The organism is Pseudomonas entomophila L48, assembly GCF_000026105.1.
GTDB lineage: Bacteria > Pseudomonadota > Gammaproteobacteria > Pseudomonadales > Pseudomonadaceae > Aquipseudomonas > Aquipseudomonas entomophila.
This window is the reverse complement of record NC_008027.1, coordinates 2866997-2880466: the sequence shown is the minus strand read 5'-3', so window position 1 is coordinate 2880466 and position 13470 is coordinate 2866997. Positions and strand designations below refer to the sequence as shown.

15 protein-coding genes are annotated in these 13470 nt (G+C 63.1%); 5 read left to right on the top strand and 10 right to left on the bottom strand.

All coding sequences use genetic code 11. The features are described from left to right. Nucleotides 1-2: 2 nt before the first annotated feature. On the bottom strand, nt 3-545 hold the full coding sequence (locus PSEEN_RS12695; RefSeq protein WP_011533917.1) for a chalcone isomerase family protein: 543 nt from the start codon (nt 543-545) through the stop codon (nt 3-5). Nucleotides 546-654: 109 nt separating this feature from the next. Between PSEEN_RS12695 and PSEEN_RS12690 the strand changes: the two genes are divergently transcribed. Beyond that, complete coding sequence (locus PSEEN_RS12690; RefSeq protein ID WP_011533916.1) at nt 655-1425, top strand: SDR family NAD(P)-dependent oxidoreductase; 771 nt, start codon at nt 655-657, stop codon at nt 1423-1425. Nucleotides 1426-1429: 4 nt separating this feature from the next. Here the strand turns inward: PSEEN_RS12690 and PSEEN_RS12685 are convergent, their stop codons facing one another. Then, nucleotides 1430-2329 carry a LysR family transcriptional regulator gene (locus PSEEN_RS12685; protein ID WP_197533007.1) on the bottom strand — a complete coding sequence of 300 codons (900 nt, stop codon included), beginning with the start codon at nt 2327-2329 and terminating at the stop codon, nt 1430-1432. Between the two features lie 111 nt (nt 2330-2440). Here PSEEN_RS12685 and PSEEN_RS12680 point away from each other — a divergent pair, with 111 nt between their 5' ends. Beyond that, on the top strand, nt 2441-3079 hold the full coding sequence (locus tag PSEEN_RS12680) for a DsbA family protein (RefSeq protein ID WP_011533914.1): 639 nt from the start codon (nt 2441-2443) through the stop codon (nt 3077-3079). 78 nt (nt 3080-3157) lie between these two features. Here PSEEN_RS12680 and PSEEN_RS12675 read toward each other — a convergent pair whose 3' ends face one another. The 8 genes from PSEEN_RS12675 to PSEEN_RS26645 form a co-directional block, all read right to left on the bottom strand. After that, nucleotides 3158-3766 carry a glutathione S-transferase gene (locus PSEEN_RS12675; RefSeq protein ID WP_011533913.1) on the bottom strand — a complete coding sequence of 203 codons (609 nt, stop codon included), beginning with the start codon at nt 3764-3766 and terminating at the stop codon, nt 3158-3160. A gap of 176 nt (nt 3767-3942) precedes the next feature. Further along, a complete protein-coding gene (locus PSEEN_RS12670) occupies nt 3943-4269 on the bottom strand; it encodes a putative quinol monooxygenase (protein ID WP_011533912.1) in 327 nt (108 codons plus the stop codon). Between the two features lie 65 nt (nt 4270-4334). Continuing rightward, nucleotides 4335-5342: a zinc-binding alcohol dehydrogenase family protein gene (locus PSEEN_RS12665; RefSeq protein WP_011533911.1), complete on the bottom strand. Its 1008-nt coding sequence runs from the start codon at nt 5340-5342 to the stop codon at nt 4335-4337. 132 nt (nt 5343-5474) lie between these two features. After that, the gene (locus tag PSEEN_RS12660; RefSeq protein ID WP_011533910.1) at nt 5475-6083 is read right to left on the bottom strand and encodes a dTMP kinase; all 609 of its coding nucleotides are present in this window, start codon (nt 6081-6083) and stop codon (nt 5475-5477) included. Between the two features lie 146 nt (nt 6084-6229). After that, on the bottom strand, nt 6230-6652 hold the full coding sequence (locus PSEEN_RS12655; protein WP_011533909.1) for a PA0061/PA0062 family lipoprotein: 423 nt from the start codon (nt 6650-6652) through the stop codon (nt 6230-6232). 46 nt (nt 6653-6698) lie between these two features. Beyond that, nucleotides 6699-8846: a hypothetical protein gene (locus tag PSEEN_RS12650; protein ID WP_011533908.1), complete on the bottom strand. Its 2148-nt coding sequence runs from the start codon at nt 8844-8846 to the stop codon at nt 6699-6701. Next, nucleotides 8833-10035 carry a DUF3142 domain-containing protein gene (locus PSEEN_RS12645; protein ID WP_011533907.1) on the bottom strand — a complete coding sequence of 401 codons (1203 nt, stop codon included), beginning with the start codon at nt 10033-10035 and terminating at the stop codon, nt 8833-8835. The genes PSEEN_RS12650 and PSEEN_RS12645 overlap by 14 nt, the downstream gene beginning before the upstream one ends. Nucleotides 10036-10210: 175 nt before the next feature. Then, the gene (locus PSEEN_RS26645; protein WP_011533906.1) at nt 10211-10936 is read right to left on the bottom strand and encodes a hypothetical protein; all 726 of its coding nucleotides are present in this window, start codon (nt 10934-10936) and stop codon (nt 10211-10213) included. Nucleotides 10937-11201: 265 nt separating this feature from the next. Here PSEEN_RS26645 and PSEEN_RS12635 point away from each other — a divergent pair, with 265 nt between their 5' ends. The 3 genes from PSEEN_RS12635 to PSEEN_RS12625 are packed head-to-tail and all read left to right on the top strand — an operon-like array spanning nt 11202 to nt 13449. Continuing rightward, nucleotides 11202-11720, top strand: a complete 519-nt coding sequence (locus PSEEN_RS12635) for a GNAT family N-acetyltransferase (RefSeq protein ID WP_011533905.1) — start codon at nt 11202-11204, stop codon at nt 11718-11720. Nucleotides 11721-11723: 3 nt separating this feature from the next. After that, nucleotides 11724-12758: a GSCFA domain-containing protein gene (locus tag PSEEN_RS12630; RefSeq protein WP_011533904.1), complete on the top strand. Its 1035-nt coding sequence runs from the start codon at nt 11724-11726 to the stop codon at nt 12756-12758. Then, nucleotides 12727-13449, top strand: a complete 723-nt coding sequence (locus PSEEN_RS12625; RefSeq protein WP_158020253.1) for a hypothetical protein — start codon at nt 12727-12729, stop codon at nt 13447-13449. The genes PSEEN_RS12630 and PSEEN_RS12625 overlap by 32 nt, the downstream gene beginning before the upstream one ends. Nucleotides 13450-13470 lie beyond the last annotated feature (21 nt).

The following is a 13470-nucleotide window of genomic DNA, read 5'->3' as shown; positions in this document are numbered from 1 at the left end:
GGTCATGTGCCTCCTCGGTGCTTGTCGGCCAGGCCGAGCAGTTGCTGGCGCAACTGCGGATCCCGGGCCCGTGGGTCCAGCCAGATGGCAAAGAACGCCCGGGCAAAGGCCGGGTCGGCACTGTCACGGCTGGGCTTGTCATCGACGTAGAAACGGCAGCCCTGCTGCGGCAGGTACACCCCCGTGATGCGCATGCCGGGGCGCACATCCGCGAACGCCTCCTGCAGTACCTTGGCCCAGGCTTCGAGTTGTTGCGGCGTCACGCGGTCGGCCCCCAGGCGACGCATCTCTTCGAGGCTGGCTTGCACCAGCGTGTCCCGGGACAAGGCGCGGTGGTAGGTCAGTTCCAGGGCGAAAGGCTGGTTCCAGTCATGACGCGGGCCTTCAGTCCATAAACGTGCGGTGTACAGCCTCAGGCCGAACCAGGTGAAATCACCGCCACCCAACGGGTGGGCCGCTGGCAGCGCCACACGCAAGTCCGCAACGGCCGCTGGCAGCGCCGTCAGCAGCAGGCAGAAGCAGGCCCAGCGAGCAAGGAGTGCCATGACGAATCTGCAAGGAGCCATAACCTGTACAAGACTAGGTTCTTGTACAGGTTTAATCAAATCAGGTATAGATTTGAAGGCCGGCTGCAGATACCAGGTAGATCGTCCGATGAGCCTCATCCCCAACCTTCACACACCCGCCAACGTGCTGGTCTGTGGCGCCAGCCAGGGGATCGGCCTTGCCCTGTGCTCGCAGCTGCTGGCACGCGAGGACGTCGGGCTGTTGCTTGCTGTCTCGCGACGGGCAACCCGCAGCCCGGCCCTGGATGCCCTGGCCCGGGAGCACGGCCACCGGCTGATTTGCCTCGACTGCGACGCCCGGGACGAACAGGCACTCCAGGCTCTGGCAGGCCAGGCCCGTGCCTGCTGCGATCAACTGAACCTGGTTTTGTGCACCCTTGGCATTCTGCAAGAAGCGCCGGCGCGCGCCGAGAAGTCGCTGATGCAACTGGACCTAGCGGGATTGCAGGCGAGTTTCGCCACCAACTGCTTCGCCCCTGTCCTGCTGCTCAAGCACCTGTTGCCGTTGCTGCGCCAGCAGCCCGTCACCTTCGCAGCGTTGTCGGCACGGGTCGGGTCGATCGGTGACAACCACCTGGGCGGCTGGTACAGCTATCGCGCCAGCAAGGCCGCACTCAACCAGTTGTTGCGAACGGCCAGCATCGAACTCAAGCGACTCAACCCCGCCTCGACAGTCCTTGCCTTGCACCCCGGGACCACCGATACCCGGCTTTCACGTCCGTTCCAGGGCAACGTGCCAGTTGGCAAGCTGTTCTCACCTGCGTTCGCCGCCGACTGCATCCTCGAACTTGTCGGCTGGCATGGGCCGTTACAGACAGGTACGTTCTGGGCCTGGGACGGCCAGTCGGTGCCCTGGTGACTGATCATGCCTGAAGGGTTTTCCTCGCCAACAACTCGGTAAACACCCTCACGTTGACCGGCCGAAAGCGCGCCGTCGGAAACACCACATGAATTTCCCCACGCGGCAACGCCCATCCCGGCAACACTTCGATTAGCCGGCCCGCCTCCAAATCCGGCGCCGCCACGTAGTCAGGCAGAACCGATAGACCGGCCCCCTGCAAGGTCGCCTCACGCACGGCCAAGGTCGCGTTAAGTGACACACTGGATTTCATCTCCACCACCACCCGCTCTGATTCACCTCTGGCAAACGCCCACCTGGTCGGCTCCCGCAGCGCCGTGTTCGCCACCAGCGGCAGCTCAGCCAACTCTGTTGGGTGCTGCAATGCGTCCATACGCGCTCGCCACTGGGGCGCGGCCACCAGTCGCTGCTCGAAGTCACCTATACGGCGGGCTTGCAGATGCTGCTCGGTGATCCACCCCACGCGAATGGAAAGGTCCAGGTCGTGAGTGCCCAGGTCCAGTGTCTGATCGCTGAAATGCACCTCGACCTTGCATTGCGGATAGCGCTGGGAGAACTCGGTTATCACGGGGACCACAACACCGATGCCGTAATCGAAAGGCGCGGTCAGGCGCAGGGTTCCCGTAGGCTCGCTGGCCGATGCCGACAGTTCCTCAAAGGCTTCTTCGGCCTCCTTGAGGATCGATGCACAGCGGTAGTAGAACGATTGACCCGCCTCTGTGGTGCGGACTCGCCGCGTGCTGCGCACCAGCAACGTGGTGCGAAACTCTCGCTCCAGCCGCGCGACCTGTTGGCTGACCACGGCCTTTGTGATACCGAGTCGCTCGGCGGCCGCGGTGAAAGAGCCGGTCTCGACCACCGCCGTAAAGTAGGCAAGCCGGTTGAGGTTGGAAGTGCCCGTCATCATGACCTCTTAATTGTATGCTTATAAAACACAATACGTTTGCTTTGTATTCATTTAAGCATCAATAAGCACACGATAGAATTTCGGCCATATCGCTGACGGAGTTCCCTCATGAGCAAGACCCTCGTTTACCTCTTCGATCCGCTGTGCGGATGGTGCTATGGCGCTGGTGGGCCTTTGCCGCGGATCCTGGCGTCCACAGGTATCCCCTTGCACTTGATACCGACCGGGTTGTTCGCAGGAGACGGCGCCCGCCCCATGGACGATGGTTTCGCGGCGTATGCCTGGAGCAACGACCAACGTATTGCGCGTTTGACTGGGCAGGTTTTCAGCGAACGCTACCGTGATCATGTGCTCGCCGACCGGAGCCAGGCGTTTGATAGCGGCCCCTTCACCTTGGCACTGTCCGCCGTGAACCTGACGGCACCCGAGCGCGAGTTCGACGCGCTCAAGGCGATCCAGGCGGCGCGTTATGTCGATGGTCTGGATGTGACCCGTCTGGACACCCTGGTACAGGTGCTGGGTCACCTCGGCCTGGATGCCGCCGCCGAGCGTCTCGCGTATCCGGACGATGCCCTGTTCCAGTCCAACCGAGACCGTGTCGCCGCGGGCCGCGCCATGATGCACAGGTTTGGCGCCCGAGGCGTGCCGACATTCGTCCTGCAACAAGCGAACGCTGCCCCGCGCTTGCTGCACGCCAGTGCTATTTTCTCGGACCCTGACGCGTTCGCCCGTGAGTTGAACGAATAGGGACTGCATCTCTCCCCTATTCAACCTGGTTATTCAGTAAACGGGTGCGGTCGAGCAACGCTCGAGCCGCACCCGGCATCAGGCGATCGGATATCGCTTGAACAGGTCAGTCTGCTCCAGGCGCGCTGCATGGGCCTGGAGGGCCGGGAAGTCGTCGGCCTTGACCACATCGGGCAACATCAGTTGCATGAACGACCAGGCCACGGCAGTGCTGAGCGCGGCCTGGTCTGGCCGTTCGCCTGGCGACGGTTGTGCGGCGCATTGCCCGTCCAGTTCGGTGCACGCGGCCAACAGCTGGTGGCTGACGCGCTCGATCCAGGGCGAATGGCGTTTTTCCTCCGGCCGCAGGTTGCGCTCATAGACGATCTGGACGGCCTTCTCGCAGGCCGCCAGCGCCAGGCCCAGCGTACGCAAAGCCTTGGCCAGGGCCTGTGGCTGCTGCGGCAACAACTTGCGCTCGGGGGCGCTGAAGGCCTCGAAGTAATCGATGATCAGCGTCGAGTCCATGAGCACCGAACCATCATCCAGCACCAGCGTCGGCGCCTTGACCACCGGGTTGATCCGGGAGAACGCCTCGAACGTGCGGAATACCGACAACGGATCGTGCTCGAACTCGACGCCCATCAGGTCCAGGGAAATCGCCACCCGGCGCACATAAGGTGAATCCAGCATGCCAACAAGTTTCATTTACTACCCTCCTTGGTTGATATTGATCTGCGACGCCGTTTCCCGGCGCTTGAGTGGACGCTTGAAGCGGCCGCACGCTTGTGGAGCACGGCTGAAGCCTACCACCTTTCCACACATTGGCCTTCCTGCAGCCAAAACGGCAAAAAGTTTATTTCCTGGTGAGCCGCGGGCGCTCATCAGGGGTGAGGAGCAACGGCGGTGGACACCGGGTCGAGGAAGATCAGTTGCAAAGGCTCCGCCAGCAGACCGTCGGCCTGCTCGGCAAAGTGGTGAAAGTGTGCAGTGGCCATGTGGGCGTCCAGGGCCTGTTGATGGTCGAATGCTTCGCGCATGTAGAACGTGCCCGGCTCGTCGCTACGCTCGAACAGCATGTAGTCGCGGTTGCCGGGCTCCGCTCGGGTTGGTTCGATCAAGGCCAGCAAAGCCGCTTTCAGTGCCTGGGCCTGGCCGGGCCTGGCCTTGAGGATGGCAAGGGAAACGAGGGGGTTATCCTGTCGGTTCACATCTGACTCCTGTTCAGTGGCATGAGGCAGGCGCGGTACCGCCTGCCCCAGAGGGGTAATGGGTTTCAGAAGCCTTCCAGGACAATCTTGCCGCGCGCCTTGCCGCTTTCCACCAACGCATGGGCGCGACGCAGGTTGGCGGCATTGATGGCACCGAAATGCTCGCCCAGGGTCGTGCGCAGGATGCCCTGGTCGATCAGCTCGGCCACCCGCTCGAGCAAACGATGCTGCTGGATCATGTCGCGGGTTTCGTACAGCGAGCGGGTGAACATCAACTCCCAGTGCAGTGACAGCGACTTGCGTTTGAGCGGCATGACATCCAGTGTCTGCGGGTCGTCGATCACCCCCAGCCGACCTTGTGGCCGCAGCACCTCGACCAGTTGCGCGAAGTGCTGGTCGGTGTGGGTAAGACTGGCGACATGGCTGACGGATTCGATTCCCAACGCCTGAAGCTGGCCTTGCAACGGCGCGCTGTGATCGATGACGTGATGGGCACCCAGTTCACGCACCCAGTCGGCGGTCTCGGCGCGGGAGGCCGTGCCGATGACCGTCAGGCGGGTCAGTTGTCGGGCCAGTTGTACCAGCATCGAGCCGACGCCACCGGCGGCGCCGACGATCAGCAAGCTATCGCCCTCCCCGCCGCCTTCGACTAACCCTAAGCGATCGAACAGCAGCTCCCAGGCGGTGATGGCGGTCAGCGGCAGTGCCGCGGCCTGCGCGGCATCCAGGCTGCGAGGCTGGTGCCCGACGATGCGTTCGTCGACCAGGTGATACTCGCTGTTGCTGCCGGGCCTGGCGATGGACCCGGCGTAGTACACCTGGTCACCTGGTTTGAACAGGGTCACCTGGGGCCCGACTTCACGGACGATGCCAGCCGCGTCCCAGCCGAGTATTTTCGGCTCACGCGTGACGGTGCCGGCGCGCACCTTGGTGTCGACGGGGTTGACCGACACGGCCTTGACCTCGACCAGAAGGTCCTTGGGCCCTGGGCCAGGCCTGGGGATTTCGATGTCCTGAAGAGACGCTGGGTCTTCGATGGGCAAGGCGTTGTGGATGAAACCGATGGCTTTCATGGTTGCTCGCTGCTGAAAGGTTTGATTCGCCATTCAGTCTGGCGTGCCTGGCGCCTGGGAAAAACGGGCTGTACCCGCGAACACTTTCACTTCAGGAGTGAAAATGAGGCGTCGATCAGCCGTCAGCGCGCATCAGAGCAAACTATGGATCTCTGAAACCACTTGAAACGTCGCATCTTCGAGCGTTCCTTCATTTCGGCACATGACCCAGCCGTTGTCTGCAACTGCCCGCTGGAATGCCTCGGTGCTTGCGACATGCTCTTCCAGTTCATGCATCACCGTACTGCTCAGCCCGCGCGCGCGTGCCGCTGCCCTCGCCCAGGAAATCTCAGGCTTGGTGACTACCCCGATGTGCAGGTCTGGTACCCGCACGTTACGCTCGATGTTCAAGCGCAGAATCTCTGCAAACGACACCAGCCGGCGAAACGCGGCATCGGAGGGGTACCAGCGATCAATCAGGATGATGCTGCCCGGTGGCTGCTTGGCCAGTACATGCTGGGACATCCAATGACGGCTTTGTGCAAAACGCTTGCAAATGCTCAGTTCAAGATCCCGGCAGGGGTTCCTGACGAACTGGTTGACCAGGGCCATGGTTTCACCCCGGTAGGGATCGCTTTTCTTCTCGCACAGGCGGATCACCTTCCTGTTGTCCGCCCTGAGGGCTCTGGTGACGGACTCCAGCAACGTGGTCTTGCCGGTACCCTTGGGCCCATCCAGGGAAATGAACAGCGAACGATTCATGCTTCAGACAACTCATGGATTTTTATGGCCTCTGTAGGAGCGGCTTCAGCCGCGATGAAGGCACCGCGCTGGCAGGCACCCGCTTCGCGGGTGATCGCGGCTGAAGCCGCTCCTACAGTTACAGTTTTGCCACGAAGGTGGCGTCGTTACATCAGGCAGTAGAACTCGCTGACCTCTGCCACGATCCTCCCCCCAGCATCATACAGCCTCGCCTCCGGTGTCATGGCCATGGAGCGCGCTTCCAGCACATAGCGCTGCCCCGCCTTGAAGTGCGCGTAATTCACGGTCAGATAGCACTGCCGCACGGTGGGGCCACCCATCATGCTCATCCCTCCCCCACCATTCACTTCATAGTCGAACCGGACCACCAGCTCATGGCTGCCGGGGTTGACCTGGAAGAACCGGCCGTCGCTCAGGCGCTGTTTGTCCAGGCGCTCGGCCAGCAGCACGCGGTCATTGGGGAATGGCATCGAGAAATCGACCCAGGCCATCTGCGGGTTGGCGGCCGGCATGGGGGCCTGGCAACCCGCGAGGGTGGTGATTGCCAACAACAACGTCAAGCTACGCATGATAGAAGCCTCGACGACAGTCATTTGACAACACATTACCCCTCGTTCAGGCCTTCGTCTTGCGCCGTCTGATCCACAGCCAGGCAACGCCAGCCAATGCCACCAGCCCCAGCGGCAAGATCTGCGCCTTGTACGGTCGCAGCACGTCACGCGCGGTATCCAACGCCTCAGTCACATAGCGCTTGTTGGCCTGGTCGAACCGCGGCGCTTCGCACTGTTTGCCGAAATCCTCTGCCCACTCGACGAAAGGCCCTTGCCCGACATAGCGCTTGTACAGGGCACGTTCCTGATCGCTACCAGGCACCCAGCCGGCCGCCGTGCACAGCACCGCAGCGAAGGCCTGGCTGCTGTGCGGCAGGTTGTCCGCGGCCTGGTTGGCCAGGTCGGCGGCGACATAGCGGTAGTGATAGCGCAGGTCGGGCTTGGCTTCGGTTGCCTGCTGACGCTGCAGCTCGCCGGCACCGATCAACGGCCCCGGTTGTATTTCGGCGCTTCCCAGGCTGAAGCCGCCACCCAGCCAGGCATAGTCCGGCGCCATCTCGTAGCCCAGGATCTCCATGCCGGAAGTGCGCGCCAATGTCGCTGCGGCATACAGTGCCTCGGCCCGGCCGGTGGCCGTCCAGCGCGAGACAGCGTCCTTGCGGTTCTGTACGTAGGCCTTGGCGTCGGCTTGCAGTTGTGGCGTGTCGAAATAGCTGGGTGCCTCGTCGTAACGCCCTTCACGTAGCAGGCGACGGCCGAGCAGCTCACGCAACTGCGTCGCCACCGGTCGCGGCACGTAGCTGCCTTCCTCTGCCTTGGCGGCCGCTGGCGCGGGCACATGGGCATCGACATACCCCTTGAGCTCATCGAGGGTCAGCACCCGCTCGGCCACGTTCGCCGCATCCTGCCAATAGATTTCCTGACTGCGATACAGCTGGTCGAACGCCTGCAGGTAATCGCCGCGCTCCAGGGCCAGGATCGCGCCCTCGCCTTCGACCCGGCAGCCGGGTTTCACGCTTTCGTAGTCCCAATCCGGCGTTTGCCGCGCCCCCCAGGATTCGTCGCGGGGAAACGCGGCGGCGGCCTTGGCGTAGGCAGTCGCCGCCTGGGCCTTGTCACCCTCGCGCAGGGCCAGCTTGGCGCGCAGCCACCATGCAAGACCGGTGTCGCCGGCATGGCGCAGATAGCCTTCGGCAGCGGCGAAGTCGCCCGCTTGATAACTCAGCGCAGCCAAGCGGTCGGCATCATCGAGCTTGTCGCCGACACTGGCCTGCAGCAGCCGAGGCAGGCGCCGTTCTTCAACCGGCTGCTGCCTGTCGTAGTCCCAGCCGATATGGCTCAGCAGGTAGGCGGTGAGCAGCTTGCGTGCCATGGGTTGTTGCAACAGGGTTTTCAGTGGCTCGTCCGGCATGGCCACCAGCTCGTCGGCGAGTTGCCTGAGCGAGCTGTAGCCATTGCCCGAGCCCAGGCGGCTCTGGCTGGCGTACAGCTGTACGGCGCTGTCCCAATCGCCGGCGAGCTTGGCCAGGCGGGCCTCCTCGCCTAGGCTGGCCACCCCCAGTTCGAGCGGGTCGCTGAAGCCTTCGGCGCTGAGGGCACGAGCCTGCTGAAAAGCCTGTCGTGCCTGGGCCCGCAACGGCTCGGGTACTGCCTGCGCATCGTCGCCGGCTTCAAGGCTCTGGGCCGCCAGGGCCCGTCCCAGGGAGTAGGCCGCCCAGGTGCTGCGCAGCTTGCGTTGTTCGGCGGGCAGCGCCAGCACCTTGTTGAAGTAATCCACCGCCTGGGCATGGTCGCCGGCGTCGAATGCCACCGCGCCAGCGATGTAGAGGCGCAGTTCATCCGGCAGGTCGGCGCCCTGCGCCTCCACCTGTTGCGGATCCTGCAAGGTGCGCAGCCGCGCGACCTTCTCCCGCAGGTTTTGCGGCAGCTCGCTGGCTTCGACCTGGCTGCGTTGCGCACGGTAAGGGCGGTCGTTGTCGTCACCGTCCCAGTAAGGCATGAGGGTGACTTCCGTGGTGGGCTTCAGGCCTGCCAATTGCTGGCCGAGGCGGTTCACTTCGAAAGCGAAATTACCTTCCGGCAGCTCGGCCAGTGCCTGTGCCCGGTCCCTGAGCAACTGCATCGGGAAATCGGGGCCACAGGCCAGCGCCGGGCCAAAGGGCACGCTCAGCGACAGGCACAACAGGTGCCGAGGCCAGTTACGGGTAGACATTCCATGCTCCTTGGTCGATTCCAGGACAGCGTGCCCAGCCGAGCACGCGCCGGCCGCCAGCCGCGACACGCGCGCTGGACTGGCGGTTGAAAACGAGATGTTGAGGTGATTGCTGCAAGCGGTAACCGTTGAGCCCGTCCGCGGCGTCGCAAGCGTCGGTCTTCAGTTCCACGCGCGCAGGTAGTGGCAGGTCGAGATTGCCGACGTTGGCCAACGTGATGTCGTAAAGCCCGTCGCGCCCAGCCGTCTCGACCTGCCACTGGCTGGCCAGCTCATCGCCGCGCGCCACCGCCTTCAGGGTGGCCAGGCTCCAGGCGCGGCGGTCACCGGGCAACGGCAGGCGGAACCAGATCAGCCCGGCCAGGTGCGTGGGCGGCTGGTTGCGCAGTTGCCGTCCAAGGTCCAGTAGTTGTTGCGGATCGGCCAGCAGCTCTCGACGCTCGCCGGCAAGGTCCAAGGGCACTTCGCTTTCCACCACGGGTGCACCGCCGGCATCTGGCAGCAGTGCGACGCCATAGGCGGGCAAGGCGATGTAGAACGGCTTTTCGCTGACGCGGCTCCATTGTTCGGCCCATTGCCTGGCCAGTAGTGGATCGAACAGACCCCGCCGAGGGTCGCTCACCGCATGCACTTGCAACACGCTGCTGTCCACAGCTTGCAGCAGCGCTGGCAGATGCGGGCTGTCAAGCCAGGCGGGCAAGGCGGTGATGCTCAGTTTCAGGCCGGGCGGCAGTTGTTCGCGCAGTTTCAGGAGAAAGTCGGCGTAGCCTGGCAGGCGGACGTTGCCACTGTCGTGGTCGATTTCGAGCCCGCCCAGGGGCACACCGAAAGCCTGCCAGTCGGCCAGCAGTTGCGCGATCTGGGTGCGTGCCGCCTCCAGGTCCAGCGCAGGGAGTTGACCGTCCAGGCGCACGACCGCGATGGCCGGCCGACCATCGGCCTTCAATTGCTCCAGGTCGACCAGCGCCCTGCTCCACCCGGCATTGGGCTGGGCTTGCAGCGCCAATACCCGCAAGGTCGAGAAATCCGCCCGGCTTTCGGCCAGGGCCTGTGCGTGGACTGGCCGCCATTGGCGTTGCCAGATATAGAGCTGCTGGTCGAGGGGCAATGGGGGTTCAGGCTGGCAGCCGACCAGTGCTCCGAGAACGGCACAGGCAAACAGGCGGCGCAGGAAAGCGGTAGCGGGCATACAGTCCTTTGTCTGGCGCGCTCGGACGCCGTTGCGAGGTGGCGATATTAACTCAAACCACCCCCTCACGAACACGTAGCCCACGCCACCGCAGCTCCGGTGGGCTGGTGTTCGCCGGCAAAGCCGGCTCCCACAGGTACCGCGCGCCACCGGCACTCACCCGGATGCCCGCCGATCAAGGCGTGAGCTTTTTCTTGCCGGGCGAAAACATTTTGAATACACGAGCAGACTCACCTAACAATCGGGTTAGGTTTTCTTGGCCTTTCGATGATAGGGACGGTTTATTTTCAAGATGATTTATTACCTTTCTCAGTTCATCCTCATCTAAACGGGTCAGGATGTTTTCATCAATGCTATGCAGCAAGACCAGCATGCCGTTTCTAAACTGATCCACACTTTTAAAGGCGCCGAACACCCTGCCGAGGCCATCTGAAACATTCTCGCCGCGGGTCCCCTTTAACCAGGTGAGCAGAGAGGAGTGCGCGGCCATTTCAGGCGATTGCCCAGGAAGCAGGCTGGGCACGCTGCGGTTTATTGTTGAGAGCGTGCAGCTCACCCAATCCGATGGACGGGGATTTTTGTGATATGCCAAAATTTCGGTTGTGTTGTAGGCGTACGCCAAGGGGACCCCGACATTCTCAAATCGCAAATTATCGTCATGTTGAGAGTGTCTGAACGCAGGAAACTCTCCAGTGTTCACATCGAGCTCTTTGACCTCCAGCAGTATGAGTTTGGCATTACCGAGCCGACCTACGAGGTCAGCACAAAATTTATTCAGTGTATCCCCCTGCTGGTTGGCGTAAGGAGGAAATAACTCCAGGCGAGGCATGCCCTCTTGATTACAGTAATCATGTAACGCAAGCATTATAGCTGTCTGAACTTTATTTTCAGCCTTACTCAACGTGCCACTCCTCAGCGTTGGAATTCCATGTCAATCCGGCGATACCCTATATAAGACATTGACGACCGGCAAGCACTGGTAAAACCGGGTGCCGTCTAGGTCGCGTGATTGAACCGTCGAAAGACCGCGCGCCTTGTACATGATGCACTCTTGAGCAACGGAACTCTTCACTTGCAGAAGATCGAGTCGATTCCCAGGCGCTTGAACATCCTGCTTACTACGCGTACAAGAACACCTTGCCCTCCACTCTCGCTAGGAGCACCGGATGCTGGAGCTGCACACCGATCGGCTGTACCTGCGCGCCCTGGTCGAAACCGATTGGCCCCTGTTCCTCACGCTCCATCGTGAGCCTGAAACCATGCGCCACGTGTTCGACGAGCTGCCGGAAAGCGAAATCCGACGCGGCTTCGAGCACCGTCTACCCGCCTGGACAGCTAAAGCCGAACACTGGCTTTGCCTGGTGATGACCGACAAGGCAACCCAGCAAGACCTGGGGGTCACCGGCTTGCGCATCCTGCGCCCGGGCCATGCCGAGGTCGGTTACCTGCTGCTGCCGGAGCATCAAGGCCTTGGCTTCGGCACCGAGTCCCTTCGGGCAGTGATCGGCCACGCCACGGCCATTGGCCTCGGCACACTGGAAGCCACCATCACCGATGGCAACGTCGCCTCCTGCCGGGTGATGGACAAATGCGGTTTCACCTTCGAACGCCGGGAACCCGACGCCTACCTGCTCGGCGGCACCTGGCGCGACGACCTCATCTACCGCCTCGACCTGCACGGATAGCCCATGAACCCCTACCAATACCTGCCGCCGCGTGCGTTCTGGCGCACGGCGATTGCCGCCAGGCCCACCGAGCAGATCGCTGAGCTGTGGTCGCCCGCGTTCACGATCGACGCCAAGGACGCCATCGTCACCGCCGGGTCCTGTTTCGCCCAGCACATCGGCCGGGCCCTGGTGGCACGCGGGATGAACTGGCTCGATGCCGAGCCGGCGCCGGCCGAGATGCTTGAGGACGAACGCAAGGCGCGCCAGTACGGCGTGTTCTCGTTCCGCGCCGGCAACCTCTATACCGCGGCGATGCTGCGCCAATGGCTGACGTGGGCCCTGGGCACGCAACCGCAGTCGCACGAGACCTGGCAGCACGAGGGGCGCTTCTTCGACCCCTTCCGCCCCGCGGTGGAAACGGCAGGCTTCGACAGCGAACAGGCACTCTTCGATTCGCGGGAGCAAACCCTCGCGGCGATCCGTCTGGCCGTGCACCGTGCCAAGGTGTTCGTCTTTACCCTGGGGCTGACGGAAGCCTGGGCCAACCGCGAGAGCGGTGTCGTGTACCCGGTGTGCCCGGGCACCGTGCGTGGCGAATTCGATCCTCGGGTGCATGAGTTTCGCAATTTCGGCTTCAACGACACCTGCCAGGCCATGACCGAAGCCATCGCGCTGATGCGCACGGTAAACCCCGAACTGCGCCTGCTGCTCACCGTCTCGCCGGTTCCCCTCACCGCCAGCGCCACCGGCGAGCACGTGCTCAGCGCCACCACCTACTCCAAGTCGGTGCTGCGCGCCGTGGCCGGTCAGCTGTGCCAGGACCTGCCCCAGGTAGACTACTTCCCGTCCTACGAAATCATCACCGGCACGCCGTTCAAGGGCGCCTTCTACCAACCGAACCGGCGCGAAGTCACGCCTGGAGGCGTGGCCTTCGTGATGCGCCAGTTCTTTGCCGGCCTCGATGCCGAGGCTGCGCCAGCAGCGCCCGCCACCACCCCTTCCCTGGCCTGCGAGGACCTTGTCTGTGAAGACGCCATTCTCGATTACTACGCCTAGCTTCCTGCTGTTGGGCGACTCACACCTAGGCGTCGTCGGCCAGGCCGCCAGGGCCAGGCAGCTGTCGTTCAGCGGTGGGCCACTGGGTGCCGGGCGGGATTTCGGGGTGGACTTCTTCACCCTGGCGCCGGATGACGTGGTGTTCCGCGACACCGAACTCGAGCGGCTGTACCGCCAGGCCCTCGCCCAGCTCGATGCCCCCAGCCTCGGCAGGATTCCCGGTCCGCTGGTCAGCAGCATCGGCCTGAGCCTGCACTACCTGGCCACCCGGCAGAACTGGCTGTGCTACCAGGGCCTGGAGGGCGAGTTCGACCCCGGGTTTCTCGAAGGTCCGTTGTTCGCCGCGATCATCGACACCCTGTCGCGTCCCGCCCTGGCGTTTTATGAGCAGGCGCTTGGCCTGGGCCTGAAGGTGTACGCCGTGCTACCGCCGCAGCGGGTGCCGCCGATGGCCGATGCCCGGGTGTTCATGGCGGCGCAGACACATTTGATCGAGCGCCTGACGGCCCTGGGTGTCGAGCTGGTCGATGTGCGTGAGGCTGCCAACGACGACCAAGGTCGGCAACGCGCCGAGTTCTGCGAGGTGGACGACCCGTTGCATGGCAACCTCGCGTTTGGCGAGCTGGTGCTGGGGCAGTTGCTGCGTCAAGTCCCTTCGAAGGGCCCGGCTTTGGCGTTGCGGAGCCCATGAGACCGCATCGCGGATGAATCC